Genomic DNA, 23,683 nt, shown 5'->3' with positions numbered 1-23,683 from the left:
TCAGTAGTTGCCGTTGGCGACGTCGGTCAGGCCCTTGCGCTTGGCATCGTAATAATAGCCACGCGCATAAAGCTGAACTGCATTGGCTTCCTTGTTTTCGGCCTTGCTGTCCGCCGTCATCCAAGCGCCGCGCAGATATTTGGCGGCGTATTTGATGTTTGTCTCGGCATCGAGCAAGCCGGACGCCGGCCCTTCGTAGCCCATCGACTTGGCCGTGTTGTATTTGATCTGCATCAGGCCGAAGTAGCCCGCTCTGTTATAGGCCTTCGGATTGTAGCGGCTTTCACGGTGAACGACGCGGTGGATCAGCGATTCCGGGATCTCGTAGATCTTCGCGTACTTCTGAATGAGCCTCGAAACGTAGCTCTTTTCAGCAGCAGGAACATCGGAATCATAGTTCGGAGTGGTTAGCACCGCCGTAACGACCGTAGGGCCGGTGGTGTCGAAGTTGAAATCGTAATGCATGCGGTTATCCGCATAGCGGGGGAGGCCCATCTGCGCCGGCGAAACGAATGCGACTTCCGTCGCGGTTCCGGAATCGGGGCGCGGCATGGGCACCGGGGCCTGAATGGCGGCGACGTCCGAGGTCATCGGAATGGTTGCCGCTGAATCAGCGACCGAGCTCGAGACCGGCATGAGCGCTGCGTCGCCAGGGCGCGCCGGATTGGGCATCGGGATTGCGACCACGGAGGGTACGAGCGGCACGTCCGATGCGGCGTAGGCAGCCGCGGTCGAGGTTCCGGTTGCAGGCAAGCCTGTGGCCGCCGCAATGGCCGCCGTTCCCTGGCTTGGTGCGTTCGTGGTTGCCGCCGGAGCGCCGAAACGAGCCTGAGCTGCGTCGATCTGCTGCTGATTGACCGCACCCGCCGTTACACGGCCGGATTTTGCCAAGGCTGCCTGCTGCGGTTCATTTGATACGGGAACCGCCGAAGATGCAGGAGCGGCTGAAGCCATCGCAACGCCACCCGTGGACGAGGCAACACCAGTTGCGGTCGGGGTCGTATTCGGATGCGGCACGTTGGTGTGTGCCGACGGGAGTTCTGCCTGAGACGCCTGCTGCTGAGTGCTTGCGCACCCCGCAAGGGCGCCGCACATCATTGCCGACAAGGCAACGCTGCGCTTCAGGCCGGGAAATCCGATCGCTGCCATTCTGTCACTTTCGAAAAAACCAAACCTATTTGCGATGCAAATCGGCCACAGGACCGCACAATTCGGTCACAGGATCGATAAAATTATGAATCCCCATTAACCTATCCGTGATCGCGCCGCAACCCTGGACGGCGTCAAGCGGCCATCCGGCGGTATCCGGCGGTCACTGCACCCGCGGCAATCAACAGGGTTCCGCCTGTGCGGTTGACGGCGCGTTGCACGCTTGCCTTGCGGATAAACCCGCGCGCCATGTCGGCGACGAAGACGTAAAGCAGCGAATTCAATGCAGCGAGAGTGAGGAAAGTTGCCTCCAAAATAAGCGTTTGCTCAAGGAATGGCTTCGACATGTCGAGAAACTGCGGCACGAAAGCGATGAAGAAAACGATGCTCTTCGGATTGAGGGCCGTTACAACATAGGCGTGTAGCATGATCTTTAACGGCTTCTCCTCCGGGAGATTGTCGTTATCGCCCATCGGACCGGTCACGATCGGGGCTCGCCAGAGCTTGATTCCGAGGAAGACGAGATAGGCCGCGCCGATCAGCTTAAGAATCGTGAACAGCGATGCGGATGCAGCAAGAATGGCGCCAAGGCCCGCGAGCGAGGCGGTCATTGCCGTGAAATCGCCAAGCGTCACGCCTGTCACGGTCGCCAGCGCCGTTTTGCGGCCGTGACCGAGCGCATAAGAGATGACAAGGAGAATGGTCGGCCCCGGTATGGCCAGCATGATGCAGGACGTGGCGGCGAAAGCGAGCCAGGTTTCGATGGACATGGAATCCTCCTCTATTCCTTTTTCGCCGCCAGCAAAGACATCGGATTTGCGATCCGTCAATCCGCGTGATCATCGATCAGGCCGATTGATCCCGATCAATCAGGCTAGCGTGTATTTCTGCTCGATGTGGTCCATCACTTCGGCGAACCACGGCTGCGAGAGATCGAATGCCTTGCCGCCCTTGATTCGGGGGAATTCGATGACGCGCAGCTTGCCGCCCTGGCCTTCGTCGTGGCCGGTGACGCCGGATACCTTGTTGAGGGCGTTTTCCACCGCGAGATCGACCATGCCCTGGATAAGGCGAAGATCTTCGCCGTTTGCCGGCGCGGAGCGGGCGAAATAGCCCGATTTCTGTACCAGCGAGCGCTCGGCGCCGATGATCGAGGCAAACTGCTTCTGGAACCAGCCGCCGACATTGATGGTGTCGATCTTCACATGGCCGAAGGCATCGCGCTTGATGCTTTCGCCTGCCGCTTCGCGCTCGGCGACGATGGCGTCGAGGGCCGCACCTTCCGATACGAACAGCGTCACCTGGCCAGTCTTTTCCATGATGGCGCGAAGGCGCTCGCCTTCGGCTTCGATGTCGAAGGCCATTTCCGGCAGATAAAGGCCGTCGATGCTCTTCATCTCGGCATTCATCATGAAGCCGTCGACATATTCGTTGGCGCTCGTCTTCTGTATATAGGCGCGGGCCGTGGCCGCCGTCAGCCAGCCGCAGTGGCGTCCCATGACTTCGTGGATGACGAGGGTACGCGGTGCGGCGGTCTGTTCGTTGCTGACATTGTCGAAGAAATCCGCGCCGACCTCGGCTGCCGTCCAGGCGCCGAGAGACTGGCGGATCGGCACGACATCGTTGTCGACCGTTTTCGGCAGGCCGACGACTGTCAGGTCGTAGCCATTGGCCCCGAGATAGGCGGCAAGATCGGCCGCCGTGGTGTTGGTATCGTCGCCGCCGATCGTGTGAAGAATGGTGATGCCATCGGAGGCGAGACGCTCGGCTGCGACGCGCAGCGGGTTTTCGCCTTCCTTGACCAGGCCGCGCTTGACGCAGTCGGCGGCATTGGTGAGCTTTACGCGGCTGTTGCCGATCGGAGAGCCGCCGTAGCGATGCAACAGGTGCGCACGCTCGCGCATGGCCGGCGTCACCCCAATGCTGTCAGCCAGCAGAACTCCCTGGTAGCCAGAACGATAGGCGATGATGTCGAGATCAGGCGCCACGTCGGTATAGCGCTGGATCAGCCCGCCAACGGCGGAGGAAAGACAGGGCGCCAATCCACCGGCGGTGAGCATTGCGACTTTCTGTTTGGCCATGGAGATCCTCCTTGCAGTCAAGCTGCTTCATTTCAATGGTTACGGTGGGAATGGATGCGACAGGCGTGCATGGCTGTAAAGTAAAGAATTTAAGAAACGCGCGCTTTGTCTGCTCGCGAGCGCACGGTCGGACGCAGCTTGGAACACGCCATCATTACCAAATTGTGAAAAGTGTTTTCCGCCTTGCGACGAATGGACTGCTTGCAAAGGCAGGCAATATTTGGTCAAGGTATTCTACTGTTTATGAGAGCCGTCGGGACCATTATGTCGTTTTGGGAAAAATTGCTGAATGCTATTGGTAGCACCGCTGGCAATGCCCTGTCGGCGGTGGTCGAGGCTATTCGCACCGTGTTCGAGGGTGATCCGGAAACCCGCCGAAAGGTGGCGGTTTCCGTCGCGATAATCGCCCTTTCCGCCAAGATGGCGAAGGCCGACGGTGTGGTGACGGAAAAGGAGGTCAATGCGTTTCGCGAGATCTTCGAGTTTCCGCAGGATCAGGCCAAGAACGTCGCGCGTCTCTACAATCTGGCACGGCAGGACGTGGCGGGCTACGAAGCCTATGCGGAGCGGCTCTCGTCGCTTTGCGTGACTTGCACCAAGAATTGCCCTGTTTTGGAAGACGTGCTCGACGGCCTGTTTCACATTGCCAAGGCTGACGGGCTGATCCACGAAAAGGAAATGGCCTTCCTGCAGCATGTCGCCCAGATATTCCATATGAGCGAGGAACGGTTCGACCAGATCATGGCACGCCATGTGAGCGCCGGCGGCCGCGACCCCTACAAGATACTCGGCGTATCGCGCCACGATGATTTCCCGACGATCCGCCGCCGGTATCACGGCCTTGTCTATGAGAACCATCCTGACCGTCTCGTCTCGCGCGGCGTGCCGGAGGAGTTCCACCTCATCGCCAACGAGCGTATGGCCGCTCTGAACGCCGCTTACGCTGAAATCGAGAAAGAACGCCGCGCCGCATGAATGCCTTTCCGGCCGATTTTGCTCGCGCCATGGTGCAGCCTTCGCCGAATCACGGCGAGCGGCGGGACGGGCGCAAACCGGACATGATCCTTCTGCACTACACCGGCATGGGCACGGCCGAGGGCGCGCTGGATTGGCTCTGTCGTCCAGAGAGCCAGGTATCCAGCCATTATTTCGTCTTCGAGGACGGGCGCGTCGTTCAGCTCGTGCCGGAGGAGCGCCGTGCCTGGCACGCGGGGAAGAGTACCTGGCATAACGAGGCCGATATCAATTCACTGTCGATCGGTATTGAAATAGCCAACGCCGGCCATCCCGGCGGGCTGCCGGATTTCCCCGATGCGCAGATCGAAGCGGTCATCGAACTGTGTCGCGATTGCGGCCATCGCTGGGCAATCGCACCCGAGCGGGTGCTCGGACACTCCGATGTGGCCCCCGTGCGCAAGGTCGATCCGGGTGAGAAATTCCCCTGGGCCCGGCTCGCCGCTGAAGGCGTCGGGCACTGGGTTGAGCCGGCTGCGATTACCGGCGGCCGATTTTTCCAGAAGGGGGATGTGGGCCAGCCGATCGAAGCATTGCAGTCCATGCTCTCGCTCTACGGCTATAAAACTGAAATCACTGGTGAATTCTCGGAAAAGCTGAAGGGAGATGTCGAGGCTTTTCAGCGCCATTTCCGACCGGAGCGCGTGGACGGCATCGCCGATTTTTCCACGATCGATACGCTCCATCGTCTTCTGTCTGCGCTGCCTCGCTTTTCATAGAAAGGTGAGGGGTGCCGGCCATCTTTATAGCCGGCTATCAGTGCGAAAAAGCGTAACCCCCTGCTGCGCCACATCATTTCCCTATTATCTCCTCATTGCACTGGTCTAACGACGCTCGCTGAACGGCGGTCGCGCAGTTTGGTTTTGTGTGTCGCGTGGCCGTAGACGACTAATGGGGACTGTGCACTCCGGCGGCTCTTTTTGCCTCCAGCCGGACGTGACGGCTTGAGGCTGCCCGCGGTCCCGCGCCTGGAGACAAAAGACTAAATGAAAAATTTAATTGTTGCGGCTGCAGCATGCGTGGGCGTGCTGTTGGCGGGATATGATTGCGCCTTTGCAGGCCAGCGTGATGTAAAACAACGAACGATTCCGCTCAAGATCGTCAGCCGCACCACCGGCTTTCCGATGCCCAATGTTCCCGCCGAACTACGTGACGTAGAAAATTCCTTCGTGCGGCAGAATGGCTACTCCGCGCTGATTGCCAAATATGCCAAGCAGAATGGTGTGGCGGTTGAACTGGCGACCGCGGTCATCCAGATCGAAAGCAATTTCAATCCGAAAACGCATGGGAGCGCCGGAGAAATCGGCCTGATGCAGATCAAGCCGGCGACGGCCCGGCTGATGGGGTATGCCGGCCGGGCCAAGGGGCTTTACGATCCCGAAACGAACATCAAGTTCGGCATGAAATACCTTGCCATGGCGCAGAATCTCGGCGGTGGGCAGACCTGCAATACCATTCTCAAATACAATGCCGGCCATGGCGCGACGCGCATGAACCCGGTCTCGAAGCGTTATTGCGGCAAGGTGCTGGCACTTCTGGACTGACATTCGTCCATGAGCATTGTGGGTGGGGCTGAATCGCTTTCCATGCTATCGAATCTGCAATCACTTGCGAGGGCATAGCATGGCAGCGGATTTCAGGTTCATCGTCGTCGGTCGGGGAATGATGGGGGCTGCCGCTGCCCGTCATCTCGTCGGACAAACGGATGGCATTGCCGTCATCGGGCCGGATGAACCCGAGGACCGCGCCAGCCATCAGGGTGTGTTCGGCAGTCACTACGACGAGGGGCGCATTACCCGCACGATCGACCGCGACACCGATTGGGCTCGCCTCGCCAACCGTTCGATCAGCCGCTATGCGGAAATCGAACGGGATAGCGGTATCCAGTTCTATGCGCCTGTCGGCTGCCTGGTCGCAGGCCCAAAGCGGGGCGGCAACAATGGTTATGTCGGCGATGTCGTGGACGCAGCGGAGCGGCTGGGTGTTCAGACCGAAATATTTGATGATGCAGGCCTCGAGGCCACATTCCCCTTCTTCTCCTTTGCAGCGGGAAGCGAGGGCGTCTACGAGCCGCGCGGCGCCGGCCACATCAGCCCGCGGCGACTGGTGAAGGCCCAGTCGTTTCTGGCAGAAAAGGCGGGAGCGCGGGTCATCAAGCAGACCGCACTGTCGATCCGTGATGAGGGCGGCCTAGCAGTTGTTACGACCGCCGAAGGTGAGACGTTCAGCGCCGAGAAGATCCTGTTGGCCGCAGGCGGATTCTCCATTGCCGAGAATCTGTTGCCGCGACCGGTTGAGATGAAGGTTTATGGCCGCACCGTCACCTTTTTCGAGGTTAGCGAGGCCGAAGCCGAGGCTCTTTCCGGCATGCCGTCACTGATATCGGTCGCGCTTGATGACGTGGACAGCATCTATATGCTGCCGCCGATCCGCTACCCGGACGGCAAATACTACATCAAGATCGGCGGCGATCCGGACGATCTTCAATTCGAGAGCGAACCGGAACTCCGGGCCTGGTTCCGCACCGCCGGCCGCGACAAGGCGCGCGAACATCTGGTGCGGAGATTCCACGACCTCGTTCCCGGCGTGGCCCGCCCGCCGGCCTTCGCCAATTCCTGCGCCGTCTCCTATTCTCCATCAGGCTATCCGATGATCGGCTACACCTCTTCGCCGCGCGTCGCGGTTCTGACCGGCGGCTGCGGCACGGCTGCTAAGAGCTCGGACGAGATCGGCCGGCTGGGAGCGGAACTGCTGCTCGCGGGTCGAATCAAGGATGAAGGCTACAGCACGGATTTCTCTGCGCATTTCCGCAGCTAGCATCGGACGGAAACCGGGCTGCATATTTAGGTGGCAATTGCCTGAAGTCTCGGTTAATGAGCCAGTGCCAGTTGGCTGGGCAGCCGCGCTTCATCAATGCCGAAAGGCGATGAGGTGAGGAAAGTCCGGGCTCCACGGAAACACGGTGCCGGATAACGTCCGGCGAGGGCAACCTCAGGGAAAGTGCCACAGAAAGCAAACCGCCCGGTCTCAGGATCGGGTAAGGGTGAAAGGGTGGGGTAAGAGCCCACCGCGTCTCTGGAAACAGCGACGGCACGGAAAACCCCACCGGGAGCAAAACCGAATAGGGATGACGCGGAGCGCGCAAGCGCTCCAGCCTGTTTCCGGGCCGGTCATCCGGGTGGGTTGCAAGAGGCGTCGCGCAAGCGCCGTCCCAGATGAATGGCTGCCACGTTCCGGCCTCGGCCGGAGCCATACAGAACCCGGCTTACAGGCCAACTGGCAAATCATCGCCCCTTTTTCGGATGGGCCTTTTCGCTCCCCGCAAATAATTTCGAGGGCCGCCGAACGCCTCGGTTTCCCGGGGTTTCCGGTCACCGCGGGCGAGAGTTTTCGCTTGTGAAAACATCCGTTTCGGAGCATCGGCTGAAGGCAATCCTAACCTTTCGTTAAACTTAACGGCTTATGAATATTCAGGGTGTGGCCGCGCCTGATGCAGCTTCATCCCATTGACGCCCATATGGTCCCATGGTATCCCAAAACAACACTGCAAACGGGCAAATCAGAGCCCAATCATCGCAAAGCCGTGATTGCCCCCGTCAGGGAGGTGTCGAAGGGGCATTGGCTCTTTCGGCTTGCGAAGCTGTGTCCGATTTTGGCTGTGTCCGTGAGCGCGTGATTGCTTGTGGATCATGGGGGACGGGTGTTTCGCGTCATGAACCGCTTCCTGTCGAATGCGACCAACCGGATCGATGTCAAGGGGCGGGTTTCCGTGCCGGCGGCATTCCGTTCCGTGCTGGCCGAGCGCAATATCCAGGAGCTGTATTGTTTCCAGGATTTTGTGTTTCCGGCGATCAGTGTCGGCGGCCTCGATCTGCTCGATCGATTCGAGCGGCAGATTGCGGCGGACGATCCTTTTTCGCCGGCGGCGAACCAGATGTCGCTCCTGATCCATGGGGGCGGGGTCTTTATGAAGCTCGATGCCGAGGGGCGGCTGATGATCACGGATTTCATCCGCGACTTCACCGGCATCACTGGCGAAGTGACTTTCGTCGGGCGAGCGGATCATTTTCAATTGTGGCGACCGGAGGCTTTCGCGGCCTTGCAGGCGCAAGCACGAGAGGAGCGCAGGCTGGCGGGCAGGCGCTCGGAATAGAACGGGGAAACGGAATGGTGGCGAATTCAGGCGGAGGTTTGACTGATGCCGGTGGCGGACCAGTTCGCCACATTCCGGTTCTTCTTTCCGAGGTGATCGAGGCGCTGGCGCCCGCACCCGGCAAGATTATTCTCGATGGAACATTCGGGGCCGGCGGTTACACCTCGGCCATTCTCGCAGCCGGTGCCGATGTGATCGCGCTCGATCGCGATCCGACGGCGATTGCGGCGGGACAGGCGATTGTTGAAGCCCATGCGGGGCGTCTCAAGCTCATTCAGTCGCAATTTTCCCAGCTTGTCGATCACGCGCCCGAGGGTGGGCTTGACGGTGTCGTGCTCGATATCGGCGTTTCCTCCATGCAGATCGACGAGGCCGAACGCGGCTTTTCTTTCGGCAAGAACGGTCCGCTCGACATGCGCATGTCGGCAAGCGGCGTATCGGCCGCCGATGTCGTCAATCGCGCCAAGCTGGCGGACCTCATTCGTATCTTTGTCTTTCTGGGTGAGGAAAAACAGGCGCCGCGTATCGCTCATGCGATCGAGAAGCGGCGTGCGGAGGCTCCTTTTGTCACCACGCGTGATCTGGCCGGCCTGATCGAGATCGTGACGCCGCGAAAGGCCAAGGACAAGATTCATCCCGCTACCCGCGTTTTCCAGGCGCTGCGCATCTTCGTCAACGACGAGCTTGGCGAGCTGGCTCAGGCGCTGTTCGCCGCCGAGCGCGCGCTCAAGCCGGGCGGTCGGCTTGTGGTCGTGACCTTCCATTCCCTGGAAGACCGAATCGTCAAGAAATTCTTCGCCGATCGGTCCGGTCGTGCTGCCGGATCGCGCCACCTGCCGATCGTGCATGAGCGGCCTGCAACCTTCGAGCCTATCGGCAAATCGATGGTGTCGGCCAGCGATGCGGAGGCGGAGGCCAATCCAAGGGCTCGCTCGGCCAAGCTGCGCGCCGGTCTTCGCACCTTGGCGGCCGCCGAGGCCGCCGATCTTTCTATCTTCGATCTGCCCAATCTCGCCAGTCTCGGAAAGCTCGGAGGTTGATATGCTGAAGACTTTTGACATCGTGCTGATTGGCGTCATGACAGCAATGGCCAGCGTAACCTATACGATCAAGCACAGAGCCGAGCTGAAGCTGGAAGAGGTTCACCGTCTCGAGTCCGAGATCAAACTCGAGAAGGATACGATTGAACTCCTCAAGGCGGACTGGGCGCTGGTCTCGCAGCCGAACCGTCTCGAGCGTCTCGTCAACAACTACAGCAACGAGCTTCAGCTGCAGCCGACCCTCTCGACGGCCATCGTCCAGCCGAACGAGTTGCCGATGTTGCGCTCGCAGGTTCCTCCGCCAATAGTAGCGGATGCGAAAGACAGCACGAAGAGCGGCAAGGCAACCGGCTCCAAGAGCAATGTCGCTTCGGCCTCGAAGAACGGCGACACGACCGATGCCGAGATCAGGAAGGCGATCGCCGACGTGGCGGCCGCTCCGGCGCCGCGGCCCAAGTCACCTGCTTTGGCCAAGCGTAAAAAGCCAGATATCGACAATATAGCAACGGGATCGGTGGACGAATAATGTCTTTTCTTTCTCGCATCATGGTCTTGAAGAGCAAGGCGCACTTCTCCACCGACGGGAACAACCGTCCGAGCGATAGCTTTTCCCGTTCGACCTTCGAAGGGGCTCGCAAGCGCAAATCCAACCAGGCCAAGAGCCGTGTCGTTCTACTGGTGGCAAGCTTTATCGCCGTCTATTGCGTGATCGGCGGTCGTCTTGCCCAGTTCGCCATGACACCGCCGGACACCACGTCGAGCATCCTGCCGCCGGATCGCCTGATGGCCTCACGCCCGGATATCGTCGATCGCAACGGCGCCTTGCTTGCCACCGACATCCGTACCGTCTCGCTATTTGCCGAGCCGAACAAGATCATCGATCCTGATGAGGCCGTCGAAGAATTGCGCACGGTCCTGCCGGATCTGGATACCAAGGGTACATACAAGAAGCTCGCCGCCAAGACCTCGCATTTTGCGTGGCTGCGCCGCCAGCTCACGCCAAAGCAACAGAGCCAGATTCTGGCACTCGGCATTCCCGGCATCGGCTTCCGCCCCGAGAAGCGCCGCTTCTATCCGGGCGGCTCGACCGCTGCCCATATCCTCGGCTACGTCAACATCGACAACCGCGGCGTTGCCGGCATGGAGAAATATATTGACGACCAGGGTCTTGCCGACCTTGCCGCCGCCGGTATGACCAACGATCAGCCTCTGCAGCCGGTGAAGCTTTCGATCGACCTGCGTGTGCAAGGCATCGTCCGTGATGCGATCGTCAACGCGGTCAAGAATTTTCAGGCGAAGGGCGCGGGCGCTGCGGTGATCGACATCCACACGGGCGAGGTGTTGGGCATGGCCTCGGCTCCCGACTTCGATCCGAACTATCCGAACGAAGGCGCCACCGAGGGGTGGCTCAATCGCATGACGAACGGCACGTTCGAAATGGGATCGACCTTCAAGACCTTCACCATGGCCATGGCGCTCGATTCCGGCAAAGTCTCGCTGCGAGATGCCTTCGATGCGACGAACCCGATCCGGATCGGCGGCTTTACCATTCACGACTTCCATGGCCAGCACCGCGTGCTGACCGTTCCGGAAATCTTCCAGTATTCCTCCAACATCGGCACGGCGAAGATCGCGGATCTGATCGGGATCGACGCGCACAAGGAATTCCTGACCCGCTTGGGTCTGCTCAACAGGATGGACACCGAGTTGCCGGAAGTGAAGGCGCCGAGCCAGCCTCGCGTCTGGAAGAAGATCAATTCGATCACCATTTCCTTCGGCCACGGTGTCTCGACCACGCCATTGCAGACAGCCGTTGCCGCGGCAGCCCTCGTCAACGGAGGCAAGCTGATCGAGCCGACCTTCCTGCCGCGCACGCGTGATCAGGCCGATGCCATTGCCAAGATGGTGGTCAAGAAGAGCACCAGTGACGATGTCCGTTTCCTGCTCGAGTTTAACGGAACCAGGGGCTCCGGTCGTAACGCTCGCGTTCCCGGCTATAACGTTGGCAGCAAGACCGGCACAGCCGATAAGGTTGTTAACGGTCGCTACTCTCATACGTTGAATTTCAACAGCTTCCTGGCGGCCTTCCCCATCGACAATCCGCAATACATGGTCATGACCTTCATCGATGAGCCGAAGAGTGGTGAGCGAGGTGGCGGCACGATCTCGGCCTTTACGGCATTGCCGATCGCTCGCGACATCATCGCCAGGGCGGCGCCTATCCTCGGGGTACAACCCAGCTTCGGAAAAGATAACTCGGCCTTGCTGGCGTCTTATTAAGCGTGAAAGAATACACGGGTCGATTCGCGAGAGGGCGGACCGATCAAAAACGAAAAGTATATTCGATGAACTTGCGAGATATCGCCGGAAATGCGTTTCCGGAACTCAGCGGACAAGTCGGCGGGACACTTGGCGATCTTGAGATAACAGGCCTTTCCGCCGATAGCCGCAAGGTTGTACCAGGCATGGCTTTCGTAGCTGTCGCCGGCACAAAGGCGGATGGAACGAGTTTCATTGCCGATGCCGTTTCGCGTGGCGCGTCCGTCGTTGTCGCGGGCCATGGCGCCGCTGTCGCCGGCGTACCGCTGCTGACCGTTTCCGAGCCGCGCCGCTTTCTTTCCGTCGCTGCTTCGCGTTTTTACGGTAAGCAGCCTGGGACAATGGTCGCCGTCACGGGCACCGCCGGCAAGACCTCGGTCGCTTCCTTTACCCGTCAGATCTGGATACACGCCGGCCATCCGGCAGCCATGATCGGCACCACCGGTGTCGTTTCGCCGACGCGCAACGATTACGGCTCGCTGACGACACCGGATCCGGTGTCGCTGCACCAGTTGCTCACCGAGCTTGCCGACGAGGGTGTAACGCATGCGGCCATGGAGGCGTCCAGCCATGGCCTCGATCAGTTCCGTCTCGACGGCGTCAGGCTTGCCGCCGCCGCCTTCACCAATCTCGGCCGCGATCACATGGATTACCATCCGACGGTCGAAGACTATATGGCTGCCAAGATGCGGCTGTTCAGGGGCCTGCTTCCGAAGGGTTCGCCGGCCGTGATCTTTGCCGACGATGCATGGTCGGCCCAGGCAATATCCGCCGCACGCGATGCCGGACAGGATGTGCGCACGGTCGGGCGCAAGGGTGATTTCCTGACCTTGAAGCGCGTCGAACATTTCCGTCACAAGCAGATCGCCGAAGTTCATTTCGGCGACGATATTTTCGAGATTCATATCCCGCTGGCCGGTGATTTCCAGGTCGCCAATGCATTGGTAGCTGCCGGCCTTGCCATCTCCACCGGCGTTGCCGCACCCGTCGCCATGGCGGCGCTGGAGAAGCTCGTCGGCGCATCGGGCCGTCTTGAACTCGTCGGCCATACGCATGACGGCGCGCTCGCTTATGTCGATTATGCTCACAAGCCCGATGCGTTGGAAAACGTCCTGAATTCGGTGCGCCCGTTCACGACAGGCCGCGTCATCGTCGTCTTCGGTTGCGGCGGCGACCGTGATCGCGGCAAGCGGCCGATCATGGGCGAAATCGCCTGCCGTCTCGCCGATATCGTTATCGTCACCGACGACAATCCGCGTTCGGAAGATCCGGCGGCGATTCGTGCGGAGATCATGGCGGCCGCCGGCTGCGCCAGCGAGATCGGCGATCGCGCCGAAGCCATCCGCAAGGCGGCCGGCATGCTGAAATCCGGTGACACGTTGATCGTCGCCGGCAAAGGGCACGAGGAAGGTCAGACGATCGGCAGCGTCACGCTGCCCTTTTCCGATCACGCCGAACTGCGAAAAGCACTGGAGGATTTGAAACCTTGAACTGGCTTTGGACAACTGAGGATATGATTGCCGCAATCTCGGGCCGCTTCGTCGGAGCGCTGCCCGAAGGCATTACGGGCATTTCCATCGACAGTCGTTCCATCAAGCCGGGCGAGGCCTTTTTCGCCATCAAGGGCGATCGCGTCGATGGTCACGACTTTGCCAACCAGGCCATGGCGAACGGTGCGGCATTCATCGTGATCAGCGAGGCGCGTCTGCCAGCAATGGGCAGGCTGACCGTGCCGAAGGTCGTCGTGGATGACGTATTGGCGGCGCTCGCCCGGCTGGGTGTCGCCGCCCGCCAGCGGACGCAGGCCAAGATCATTGCCGTTACCGGCTCGGTCGGTAAGACTACAACGAAGGAAATGCTGCGTCGCGCGCTCGCTCCATCGGGCAAGGTGCATGCTTCCGTCGCCTCCTTCAACAATCATTGGGGCGTACCGCTTACCTTGGCGCGCATGCCCGAGGACACCGATTTCGGCGTCTTTGAAATCGGCATGAACCATCCCGAGGAGATCAGGCCGCTCGTCAAGATGGTGCAGCCGGATGTCGCGATCATCACCACGATCGCACCGGCGCATCTCGGCAATTTCACCAGCATCACGGAAATAGCCGCCGCGAAGGCGGAGATTTTCGACGGTGTCGTGCCGGGCGGTCATGCCATCCTCAATCACGACAACGATCAGTTCGAGATGCTGGAACAGGCTGCTGTAGCAGCCGGTATCGAACATGTGCACAGCTTCGGCCAGCATGCCAAGGCCGATGTGCGTCTCGCCGAATTCAATGCCTCTGAGGAGAATTCGACGCTATGGCTGACGATCGGCGGTGAGACCATGGAAGTGGCGATCGGCGCGCCGGGCCGTCACATCGCGGAAAACGCGCTCGCCGTGCTCGGCGCCGTCATGCTCGTCGAGGCCGATCTCGACAAGGCTGTCGAAGCGCTGGCGGACCTGCGGCCGGAAAAGGGCAGGGGACAACGCCACAAGCGCGCGATCGGCAGCGGCTACTTCACGCTGATCGATGAAAGCTACAATGCCAATCCGGCATCCATGCGCGCGGCTATCGCGCTGCTGGCGACGACATCGCCGAATGCGGATGTCGGCAGTCGGACGGGCAGGCGCATCGCCGTCCTCGGCGATATGTTGGAAATGGGGGATTATGCCCAGCGAGTGCATGCAAACCTTGCCGGACCGCTCTTGGCGGCCGGTATCGAGCATGTCTGGCTGGCAGGTCCGGAGATGGCGGCTTTAAGGGATGAGCTGCCGGAAAGTGTTCATGTCGAATATCGTGAGACGACGGAGGAACTCTCGGAATTCGCGCTCAATTCTGTCGCCCCTGGCGACGTCTTGATGGTGAAATCATCGTTGGGCATGGGGTTTGGAAAGATCGTGGCGGGCTTGCTTGACAAGTTTCCCGCATTTTCCGACACGGGCACCCAAGCCCATCGGGGGCTTTAGAAAGGGCTCTTATGCTGATCTGGCTAGCCGAACTGTCGGACCACGTTCATTTTTTCAGTACACACTTCAGATTTCTCAATCTGTTCAGATACATCACGTTCCGTACCGGTGGCGCCCTCTTTACCTCAGCGTTTATCGTTTTCCTTTTCGGACCGCGAATCATCTCCTCCCTGCGCGTGCGTCAGGGCAAGGGGCAGCCGATTCGCGCCGATGGTCCTCAGACGCACTTCAAGAAGGCCGGCACGCCTACGATGGGCGGCCTGATGATCCTTGCCGGTATCGTCGTGTCGTCTCTGCTTTGGGCTGACCTCGCCAATGTCTATGTGGTCGCCACGCTGCTTGTTACGCTCGGGTTCGGCGCGATCGGCTTCTATGACGATTATCTCAAGGTGACGAAGCAGAGCGACAAGGGTTTCTCCGGTCGCGCGCGCCTAGGCATAGAATTCGTCATTGCCGGCATCGCCGTGTACTTCATGATGACCACGGCACTCTCTTCCGGTCCCGCCGGCTCGACCTTCGGTTCGTCGGTCGCCTTCCCCTTCTTCAAGAGCCTGCTGCTCAATCTGGGCATGTTTTTCGTGTTTTTCGGCGCTTTCGTCATCGTTGCCGCCGGTAATGCCGTGAACCTGACCGACGGCCTTGACGGGCTTGCCATCGTGCCGGTCATGATCGCGGCAGCCTCCTTCGGCGTCATCGCTTATCTCGCCGGCAACTTCGTCTTTGCTGACTACCTCGCGATCAATTTCGTGCCGGGTACGGGCGAACTGGCGGTGGTTCTCGGCGCAGTCATCGGCGCCGGCCTAGGGTTCCTGTGGTTCAATGCACCGCCGGCTGCGATCTTCATGGGCGATACCGGCTCGCTGGCGCTGGGCGGCATGATCGGCTCGGTTGCCGTCGCCACCAAGCATGAGATCGTCATGGCGATCATCGGCGGTCTTTTCGTCGTCGAGGCGCTTTCCGTCATCATCCAGGTCGGCTTCTTCAAGATGACCAGGCGCCGCGTCTTCCTGATGGCGCCGATCCACCACCACTTCGAAAAGAAGGGCTGGACGGAGAGCCAGGTCGTGGTTCGCTTCTGGATCGTTGCGGTCATTCTGGCGATGGTCGGCCTCTCGACCCTGAAGCTGCGGTGAGGCATCGATGATCCCTGTCACCACGCTGAAAGAAAAAAAGGTCGCCCTGTTCGGCCTTGGCGGCTCGGGCTTTGCGACGGCGCGTGCGCTCGTCGCCGGTGGTGCCGAGGTCACGGCCTGGGACGACAACCCGGACAGCGTGGCCGCAGCGGCTGCGGAAGGAATAGCGGTCGCCGATCTCAGGACGATCGACTGGAACGGGCTATCGGTCTTCGTCCTGTCGCCCGGCGTGCCGCTGACACATCCCAAGCCGCACTGGACTGTTGATCTTGCGCATGCCGCAGGCGTTGAGATCATCGGCGATGTCGAGCTGTTCGTTCGCGAGCGCCGGGCGCAAGCGCCGGATTGCCCGTTCATCGCGATCACCGGAACCAACGGCAAATCGACGACGACGGCGCTGATCGCCCATATCCTGCAGTCGAGCGGTCGCGACACGCAGCTTGGCGGCAATATCGGCACGGCGATCCTGACGCTCGATCCGCCGAAGGCCGGGCGCTACTACGTCGTCGAATGCTCGTCGTACCAGATCGATCTCGCGCCGACGCTCAATCCCTCGGCCGGCATTCTGCTGAACCTGACGCCCGACCATCTCGATCGGCACGGCACGATGCAGCATTATGCCGATATCAAGGAACGGCTCGTCGCAGGCAGCGGCATGGCCGTCGTCGGCGTCGATGACAGTCATTCTTCATTGATCGCCGATCGTATCGAGCGGGCCGGCGGCAAGGTGACCCGGATTTCACGCCGACACGTGCTTGCTGACGGCCTTTATGCCGAAGGCAGCCGCATCATGCAGGTGTCTGTCGGTGCGACGACCGAGATTGCCGATCTCAATGGAATCCAGACATTGCGCGGCGGCCATAACGCGCAGAATGCCGCTGCGGCGATTGCCGCCTGCCTGGCGGTCGGCGTTTCTCCCGATGAGATCCGCGCTGGGCTGAAATCCTTTCCCGGCCTCAAGCACCGCATGCAGCCGGTCGGACGGCGCGGCCGGGTCGTGTTCGTCAACGACTCCAAGGCGACCAATGCGGATGCCGCGGCACCTGCGCTTTCGAGCTACGAGAATATCTATTGGATCGCCGGTGGCCTGCCGAAAGAAGGCGGTATAACGAGCCTGGCACCGCTCTTTCCGCGTATTGCGAAAGCCTATCTGATCGGAGAGGCGGCGCCTGCCTTTGCGGCGACGCTCGGCGAACAGGTGCCCTACGAGATATCAGGCACGCTGGAACGCGCTGTCGCGCATGCGGCTGCCGATGCCGACAGGGATGAACATGGGTCTGCGGCGGTGATGCTGTCACCGGCCTGCGCAAGCTTCGATCAGTATAAGAATTTCGAGGTCAGGGGTGACGCCTTCGTCAGTCATGTGGCTGCGATCGATGGTGTCACCATGCTGATCGGTTCAGCAACTGGAGGCAAATGATATGGTAAGCCGCGTTGAACGTGGGGCCTTGGCCGAATGGTTCTGGACCATCGACCGAGTGTTCCTTGCCCTTTTCATTCTGTTGATCGGTATCGGCTTCATGCTTTCCTTCGCGGCCTCGCCGGCGGTGGCGGAGCGTATCGGGCTTGAACCCTTCCACTTCGTCAAGCGCCACGCCCTGTTCCTCGTTCCGGCGATCGCTGCGATGATCGGCATTTCCTTCATGACGCCGCGACAGGTGCGGCGCACGGCGGTCATCCTGCTGGTCATCTCGCTGGCGATGATGCTTTTTGCCCTGTTCTTCGGCATCGAGGTCAAGGGCTCTCGACGCTGGGTCAATATCGCGGCGCTGTCGATTCAGCCTTCGGAATTCATGAAGCCCGCTTTCGTCGTCGTCTGCGCCTGGCTGTTTGCCGAGCATGCGCGCCAGCCGGAAATTCCGGGCAATCTCTTCGCTATCATTCTCTTCGGCATTGTCGCTGCGCTGCTCGTCGCGCAGCCGGACCTTGGTCAGACGATCCTGACGACGGCCGTCTGGGGCGGCATGTTCTTCATGGCCGGCATGCCCTGGCTCTGGATTTCGGTGCTCGGCGGCCTTGGCGCCGGCGGGTTCGTCGCGGCCTATTATGTCTTTCCCCACGTGGCGCTCCGCGTCGATAAATTCATGACCGGCGAGGGCGATACGTTCCAGGTCGATACCGCCAAGGAAGCGATTGTTCACGGCAACTGGTTCGGTGTCGGCCCGGGCGAGGGCATCGTCAAGCGCATCATTCCGGACGCCCATACCGACTTCATCTTCTCGGTAGCGGCCGAGGAGTTCGGTGTCATCTTCTGCATGGTGCTCGTCTGCATCTTCGCGTTCCTGGTCCTGCGGGGGCTGTCCCACGCCTATAAGGAGAAGAACGACTTCAACCGCTTCGCCGTTGCCGGCCTGGTGCTGCAGATCGGTATCCAGTCGATCATCAACATCGGTGTGAACCTGCAGCTGCTACCGGCCAAGGGCATGACCCTGCCGCTGATTTCCTATGGTGGTTCATCGATGACGGCGATCTGCGTGACCGCAGGCTTCATTCTGGCGTTGACGCGTCACCGCCCGGAAAAGCGTGCGCAGGATCGCAGCCTGTTCCGCGTGACGCATGGATTGCCGGCGGAGTGATTGATTTGAACTTGCCTGTGCTCCATCCCCGACATCTCCTGCCTCCTGCTCATTCTCCGGTCGCTTTTCCAGAGGCGGCCGTCTATGAGGGAGGCTCGGCCCGCGTTGATGACGCGGTCGAGGCGGCTTCCTATATTAGGGATATGCCCCGAGTAGTGGGGTATTCGCGGGAGCGAAGATTATGAGTAAAGGTACTATCCTTCTTGCCGCCGGCGGAACCGGCGGCCACGTGTTTCCGGCCGAGGCGCTGGCCTATAAGCTGAAGGAGCGCGACTATTCCGTGCACCTCGTCACCGACAGCCGCGCCGAACGCTATGCCGGCAAGTTTCCGGCCGATGAGATCCATGTCGTGCCGTCGGCGACGATCGGCTCCAAGAATCCCTTGAAGGTCGCCGGCGCCCTATGGACGCTGTGGACGGGCATGCGCGTGGCGCGCAAGCTGATCAATAGAATCAAGCCGCTCTGCGTCGTCGGCTTCGGCGGCTACCCGACCGTTCCGCCGCTGCTCGCTGCCACCCGCATGGGCGTGCCGTCGATGATCCATGAACAGAATGCGGTCATGGGGCGTGCCAACAAGATGCTTGCGACGCGGGTGCGCGCGATCGCCGGCGGCTTCCTGGCAGAAGATGGCGGCGCCTTTTCGGAAAAGACAGTGACGACCGGCAACCCGGTGCGCCCGGCCGTCATCGAGGCTGCCAAGCGGCCCTATGTGCCTTCTGTTCCGGATGATCCTTTCAACCTGGTCGTCTTCGGCGGCAGCCAGGGCGCTCAGTACTTCTCGAAGGCGGTGCCAACAGCCATCAGCCTGCTGGAAGAGCCGCTGCGCAAGCGCCTGCGGATTACACAGCAGGTTCGTCCCGAGGATATGGAAACGGTCAACAGCTGCACCAGAAGGCTGGAGATGGGCGCGGATATAGCGCCGTTCTTCACCGACATGGCCGAGCGTATCGGTGCGGCGCATCTGGTTCTCTGCCGCTCCGGGGCTTCGACGGTATCCGAGCTCGCCGTCATCGGCCGCCCGGCGATCCTCGTGCCCTATCCGCATGCGCTGGATCATGATCAGGCCGCCAATGCGGCAGCGCTTGCGGCAACCGGCGGCGTCAAGGTCATCGCGCAATCGGAACTGACGCCGGAGAAGCTTTCGACTATTCTGCGCGGTTCGATGACGATGCCGGAAAAGCTCGCAAAGATGGCGGCTGCCGCCAAACAGGCAGGCAAGCCGGATGCGGCCAACTTGCTCGCCGACATGGTCGAGGCTATTGCGGCGGGACGTTCAATTCAGCAATTCAAGGGGGCAGGCGCATGAAGCTGCCGAAGGCAATCGGCCTTGTACATTTTATCGGTATCGGCGGTATCGGCATGAGCGGAATTGCCGAGGTGTTGCATAACCTCGGTCATCGCGTGCAGGGGTCCGATCAATCGGAAAGCGCCAACGTGCAGCGGCTGCGCGACAAGGGCATACCGGTTCATATCGGTCACAAGGCGGAAAACCTCGGCGATGCGGAAGTCGTTGTTGTTTCCACCGCCATCAAGAAGAGCAATCCGGAACTCATCGCGGCGCGCGAAAAGCTGTTGCCGGTGGTGCGTCGTGCCGAGATGCTGGCCGAGCTGATGCGTTTCCGCAATTCCATCGCCATCGGCGGCACGCATGGCAAGACCACGACCACCTCGCTGGTGGCAACGCTGCTCGAAGCCGGCGGGCTTGACCCGACCGTGATCAACGGCGGCATCATCAATGCCTACGGTACCAATGCGCGCATGGGCGCGGGCGAATGGATGGTAGTCGAGGCCGACGAATCGGACGGCACCTTCCTGAAATTGCCGGCCGACGTCGCTGTGGTTACCAATATCGATCCGGAGCATCTTGACCATTACGGCAATTTCGACGCCGTGCGCGCCGCCTTCCGGCAGTTTGTCGAGAACGTGCCATTCTACGGCTTCGGCGTCATGTGCATCGACCATCCGGAAGTCCAGTCCCTGGTCGGTCGCATCGAAGACCGCAAGATCATCACCTACGGCGAGAACCCACAGGCCGATGTGCGCTTCGCGAATGTCCGCATCGATGGCACGCGGTCGCTGTTCGACGTCGAAATCCGCAGGCGCCGCACGGGCAAGGTGATCCACATCAAGGATCTCATGATGCCGATGCCCGGCCGCCACAACATTTCCAATGCGACGGCAGCGGTCGCCGTTGCCAACCGCCTCGGCATCTCCAGCGAGGCCATCGCCAAGGGTCTGGCGTCCTTCGGCGGCGTCAAGCGCCGCTTTACGCTGACCGGCGAATGGAACGGGATCAAGGTCTTCGACGATTACGGCCACCACCCCGTCGAAATCAAGGCGGTTCTGAAGGCCGCGCGCGAAGCCTGCAACGGGCGTATCATCGCCGTCCACCAGCCGCACCGCTATACGCGCCTGTCGAGCCTCTTCGAAGAGTTCGCCGCCTGCTTTAATGATGCCGACAGTATCTTTCTGGCACCCGTCTATGCCGCAGGCGAGGATCCGATCGAAGGAGCGGATTCACAGACGCTGGTTTCGCGCATCAAGGCTGGCGGCCATCGCGATGCGCGCTATCTGCCATCGCAGGAAGATCTTGCCGCCATGGTTGCGGAGATTGCGCGACCGGGTGATTTTGTGGTTTTGTTGGGGGCTGGCAGCATCACGTATTGGGCAGCATCATTGCCAAAGGAATTGGAAGGCCTCTCGGGTAAGTCCGCATGAAACAGGTAAATGGGGAAAAGCTTCTGGCGTCGCTCGGCGCCGGTGTAAAGGACATCAGGGGTCGGCTGACGCCGGATGCGCCGATGGATCGTGTGACGTGGTTCCGCGCCGGCGGGTTGGCGGAGCTGATGTTCCAGCCGCACGACACGGACGATCTCATCGCTTTCCTGAAGATCCTGCCGGAAGAGGTGCCGCTGACGGTGGTCGGCGTGGGTTCGAATATATTGGTGCGCGATGGCGGTATCCCGGGCATTGTGCTCAGGCTTTCGGCCAAGGGCTTCGGCTCGGTCGAGCTCGACGGCAATAACCGCATCCTGGCGGGCGCCACATGCCCGGACAAGCACGTCGCGGCCATGGCAATGGACAACGGCATTGGCGGTTTCCATTTCTACTACGGCATTCCAGGCACTATCGGCGGCGCGACGCGGATGAATGCCGGCGCCAACGGCGCCGAGACACGCGAACGCGTCATCGAGGTGCACGCGGTCGACCGCAAGGGCGAGAAGCATGTGCTTGGCAATGCCGAGATGGGCTATAGCTATCGACATTCCGACGCTTCGGAAGATCTGATCTTCACCCATGTTCTGTTCGAGGGCTATCCCGAGGACAAGGTCAAGATCCGCGCAGAGATGGATGCCGTGCGGGCGCATCGCGAAACCGTGCAGCCGATTCGGGAGAAGACCGGCGGGTCGACCTTCAAGAATCCGGATGGTCTTTCCGCCTGGAAATTGATCGATGAGGCCGGTTGCCGCGGTCTCGTCATCGGCGGCGCGCAGATGTCGTCGCTGCACTGCAATTTCATGATCAACATGGAGCAGGCAACCGGTTACGATCTCGAATATCTGGGCGAGCAGGTTCGCCGCGAAGTTTTCGAGAAATCCGGCGTCAAACTGGAATGGGAAATCAAGCGCCTCGGCGGCTTCATGCCCGGCCGGGAAGTTCGTCCGTTCCAGGGCGTCACGACGGAGTAGGGCGGCTTCACCCGGTCAGCGGTTCATAAAGTGATTCAACAAAAAGGCCGGGTTTTCACCCGGCCTTTTCAATTGGTTACGGCAATGTCCTCAGATTTCGTCGTTGCCCGACAGGATGATGCCGATCAGCGAGAACGCCGCCGCAGCCGTCAGGTAGTAGCCGACATAGATGAGGCCGTAGTTCGTCGCGAGCCAGGTGGCGATATAGGGTGCGAGCGATGCACCGACGATGCCGCCGAGATTGAAGGTCATCGACGCACCGGTGTAGCGCACGGCGGTCGGGAAGGGGGCAGCCAACGCCGCTCCGATCGGACCGTAGGTGAAGCCCATCAGCGCCAGGCCGATGATCGAGCAGGCGAAGGCGCCCGCAAGGCCGGCGGTCAGCAGCGATGAATAGAATAGGCCGAAGATCAGGATGCCGATGGTCGTGAGCACCAGAACCAGACGGCGCGAATAGCGGTCCGAGAGCAGGCCGGAGATCGGAATCATCAAGCCGAAGAAGACGACACCAACAAGCTGAACGACGAGGAACTGGCCCTGCGAATAGCCGAGACCTGCCGGCAGCGGCCCAGTCCCCACCGGTCTGGTGCCCCAGCTCAGCGTAAACGCTGTCATCAGATAGAACAGCACGAAGGTTGCGACCGCGATGATGGTGCCGAGAATCAGGCTGCGTAGGTGCGAGCGGAAAATGACGGCGATCGGAACGGAAACGCGCTCTTCCTTTTCGATGGCGCGGCGGAATTCCGGCGTTTCGGTGATCTTCAGGCGGACATAGAGGCCGACTGCGACCAGTACGAGGCTGATCAGGAAGGGAATACGCCAGCCGTAGCTCAGGAAGTCGGCGTCCGTCATGCTTTCGCGCAGGATCAGGAAGAGGCCTGCCGAGAGGATGAAGCCGATGGGGGCGCCGAGCTGTGGGAACATGGCATACCAGCTGCGCTTGCCTTCCGGCGCATTCTCGGTTGCGAGCAACACCGCGCCGCCCCATTCGCCACCGAGACCAAGGCCCTGGCCAAGGCGGCAAAGTGCCAGCAGGAGCGGAGCCGCAACGCCGATGGATTCGTAGGTCGGCAGCAGCCCGATCACCACCGTCGAGAGGCCCATGGTCATCAATGCTGCGACGAGCGTCGCCTTTCGGCCGATCCGGTCACCGAAGTGGCCGAAGATCATCGCGCCGATCGGACGTGCGAAAAAGGCGATGGAGAAGGTCGCGAAGGACTGGAGCGTTGCCGAGGTTGGATCGCTCGCAGGGAAAAACAGCTTCGGGAAGACGATGACCGCCGCCGTCGCATAAACATAGAAATCGAAAAATTCGATCGTTGTGCCGATGAGGCTCGCGATCAGAACACGTGCCGGGGAATTCGCAACAGCGTTGTTCGATGACGAGGGGGTCGGCGATAAGGGAGATATCGCGTCAGTCATGATCCCACCAATTTAGATGCTGCTAAGGTTACCTTAGCGGGTAAAATGTGTCCTTAGCGTAATTTTTGTTCGACGCAAACGCTAAATGAACAAGAAATCACCGGTTGCATGCTATCGTTTAGCCGTAATGGTTGATTCGCGAGCAATTGAGCGAATGTTT

General features: G+C 60.5%; 20 protein-coding genes and 1 other RNA gene. 17 read left to right on the top strand and 4 right to left on the bottom strand.

The window, feature by feature from the left end; all coding sequences use genetic code 11:
• The 3 genes from JTP94_RS24290 to JTP94_RS24280 all read right to left on the bottom strand — a co-directional run bounded on the left by JTP94_RS24290 (position 1) and on the right by JTP94_RS24280 (position 3,230).
• Entirely contained in the window at positions 1 to 1,149 is a 1,149-nt protein-coding gene (locus JTP94_RS24290; RefSeq protein ID WP_204852966.1) for a lytic transglycosylase domain-containing protein, read from the bottom strand.
• A gap of 134 nt (positions 1,150 to 1,283) precedes the next feature.
• Positions 1,284 to 1,919 carry a LysE family translocator gene (locus JTP94_RS24285; protein ID WP_034504243.1) on the bottom strand — a complete coding sequence of 212 codons (636 nt, stop codon included), beginning with the start codon at positions 1,917 to 1,919 and terminating at the stop codon, positions 1,284 to 1,286.
• 99 nt (positions 1,920 to 2,018) lie between these two features.
• A complete protein-coding gene (locus JTP94_RS24280; protein WP_204852965.1) occupies positions 2,019 to 3,230 on the bottom strand; it encodes a pyrophosphate--fructose-6-phosphate 1-phosphotransferase in 1,212 nt (403 codons plus the stop codon).
• Between the two features lie 264 nt (positions 3,231 to 3,494).
• Between JTP94_RS24280 and JTP94_RS24275 the strand changes: the two genes are divergently transcribed.
• The 17 genes from JTP94_RS24275 to murB all read left to right on the top strand — a co-directional run bounded on the left by JTP94_RS24275 (position 3,495) and on the right by murB (position 22,101).
• Complete coding sequence (locus JTP94_RS24275) at positions 3,495 to 4,205, top strand: DnaJ family molecular chaperone (RefSeq protein WP_204852964.1); 711 nt, start codon at positions 3,495 to 3,497, stop codon at positions 4,203 to 4,205.
• A complete protein-coding gene (locus tag JTP94_RS24270; protein WP_204852963.1) occupies positions 4,202 to 4,963 on the top strand; it encodes an N-acetylmuramoyl-L-alanine amidase in 762 nt (253 codons plus the stop codon). The genes JTP94_RS24275 and JTP94_RS24270 overlap by 4 nt, the downstream gene beginning before the upstream one ends.
• Positions 4,964 to 5,230: 267 nt before the next feature.
• Entirely contained in the window at positions 5,231 to 5,788 is a 558-nt protein-coding gene (locus JTP94_RS24265) for a lytic transglycosylase domain-containing protein (protein ID WP_204852962.1), read from the top strand.
• A gap of 79 nt (positions 5,789 to 5,867) precedes the next feature.
• Positions 5,868 to 7,061 carry an FAD-binding oxidoreductase gene (locus JTP94_RS24260; RefSeq protein ID WP_204852961.1) on the top strand — a complete coding sequence of 398 codons (1,194 nt, stop codon included), beginning with the start codon at positions 5,868 to 5,870 and terminating at the stop codon, positions 7,059 to 7,061.
• 67 nt (positions 7,062 to 7,128) lie between these two features.
• Positions 7,129 to 7,528, top strand: an RNA gene (gene rnpB, locus JTP94_RS24255) — RNase P RNA component class A.
• A gap of 428 nt (positions 7,529 to 7,956) precedes the next feature.
• Positions 7,957 to 8,397, top strand: a complete 441-nt coding sequence (mraZ, locus tag JTP94_RS24250; RefSeq protein WP_204852960.1) for a division/cell wall cluster transcriptional repressor MraZ — start codon at positions 7,957 to 7,959, stop codon at positions 8,395 to 8,397.
• Between the two features lie 14 nt (positions 8,398 to 8,411).
• Complete coding sequence (gene rsmH / locus JTP94_RS24245) at positions 8,412 to 9,437, top strand: 16S rRNA (cytosine(1402)-N(4))-methyltransferase RsmH (RefSeq protein ID WP_204852959.1); 1,026 nt, start codon at positions 8,412 to 8,414, stop codon at positions 9,435 to 9,437.
• 1 nt (position 9,438) lies between these two features.
• Positions 9,439 to 9,963 carry a hypothetical protein gene (locus JTP94_RS24240; RefSeq protein WP_204852958.1) on the top strand — a complete coding sequence of 175 codons (525 nt, stop codon included), beginning with the start codon at positions 9,439 to 9,441 and terminating at the stop codon, positions 9,961 to 9,963.
• On the top strand, positions 9,963 to 11,717 hold the full coding sequence (locus JTP94_RS24235; protein ID WP_204852957.1) for a penicillin-binding protein 2: 1,755 nt from the start codon (positions 9,963 to 9,965) through the stop codon (positions 11,715 to 11,717). The genes JTP94_RS24240 and JTP94_RS24235 overlap by 1 nt, the downstream gene beginning before the upstream one ends.
• Before the next feature lie 65 nt (positions 11,718 to 11,782).
• Positions 11,783 to 13,246 (top strand): UDP-N-acetylmuramoyl-L-alanyl-D-glutamate--2,6-diaminopimelate ligase, encoded by a 1,464-nt coding sequence (locus JTP94_RS24230; RefSeq protein ID WP_204852956.1) that lies wholly within the window; start codon positions 11,783 to 11,785, stop codon positions 13,244 to 13,246.
• The gene (locus JTP94_RS24225; protein ID WP_204852955.1) at positions 13,243 to 14,703 is read left to right on the top strand and encodes a UDP-N-acetylmuramoylalanyl-D-glutamyl-2,6-diaminopimelate--D-alanyl-D-alanine ligase; all 1,461 of its coding nucleotides are present in this window, start codon (positions 13,243 to 13,245) and stop codon (positions 14,701 to 14,703) included. Before JTP94_RS24230 ends, JTP94_RS24225 begins: the two co-directional genes overlap by 4 nt.
• An 11-nt stretch (positions 14,704 to 14,714) precedes the next feature.
• Positions 14,715 to 15,836 (top strand): phospho-N-acetylmuramoyl-pentapeptide-transferase, encoded by a 1,122-nt coding sequence (gene mraY, locus JTP94_RS24220; protein ID WP_204852954.1) that lies wholly within the window; start codon positions 14,715 to 14,717, stop codon positions 15,834 to 15,836.
• Between the two features lie 7 nt (positions 15,837 to 15,843).
• On the top strand, positions 15,844 to 17,256 hold the full coding sequence (murD, locus tag JTP94_RS24215) for a UDP-N-acetylmuramoyl-L-alanine--D-glutamate ligase (RefSeq protein ID WP_204852953.1): 1,413 nt from the start codon (positions 15,844 to 15,846) through the stop codon (positions 17,254 to 17,256).
• Between the two features lies 1 nt (position 17,257).
• Entirely contained in the window at positions 17,258 to 18,412 is a 1,155-nt protein-coding gene (gene ftsW / locus JTP94_RS24210) for a putative lipid II flippase FtsW (protein ID WP_034504261.1), read from the top strand.
• Positions 18,413 to 18,593: 181 nt separating this feature from the next.
• On the top strand, positions 18,594 to 19,718 hold the full coding sequence (gene murG, locus JTP94_RS24205) for an undecaprenyldiphospho-muramoylpentapeptide beta-N-acetylglucosaminyltransferase (RefSeq protein WP_204852952.1): 1,125 nt from the start codon (positions 18,594 to 18,596) through the stop codon (positions 19,716 to 19,718).
• Complete coding sequence (gene murC / locus JTP94_RS24200; RefSeq protein WP_204852951.1) at positions 19,715 to 21,130, top strand: UDP-N-acetylmuramate--L-alanine ligase; 1,416 nt, start codon at positions 19,715 to 19,717, stop codon at positions 21,128 to 21,130. The genes murG and murC overlap by 4 nt, the downstream gene beginning before the upstream one ends.
• Positions 21,127 to 22,101, top strand: a complete 975-nt coding sequence (gene murB / locus JTP94_RS24195; RefSeq protein ID WP_204852950.1) for a UDP-N-acetylmuramate dehydrogenase — start codon at positions 21,127 to 21,129, stop codon at positions 22,099 to 22,101. Before murC ends, murB begins: the two co-directional genes overlap by 4 nt.
• 90 nt (positions 22,102 to 22,191) lie before the next feature.
• Here the strand turns inward: murB and JTP94_RS24190 are convergent, their stop codons facing one another.
• Complete coding sequence (locus JTP94_RS24190) at positions 22,192 to 23,523, bottom strand: MFS transporter (RefSeq protein ID WP_204852949.1); 1,332 nt, start codon at positions 23,521 to 23,523, stop codon at positions 22,192 to 22,194.
• Between the last annotated feature and the right edge of the window lie 160 nt (positions 23,524 to 23,683).

Origin of the sequence: Martinezella lusitana (assembly GCF_016901135.1) — a bacterium.
Classification (GTDB): domain Bacteria; phylum Pseudomonadota; class Alphaproteobacteria; order Rhizobiales; family Rhizobiaceae; genus Rhizobium; species Rhizobium lusitanum_D.
Note: the sequence above shows the minus strand (reverse complement) of the source record. Positions and strands in the feature narration are given on the sequence as shown.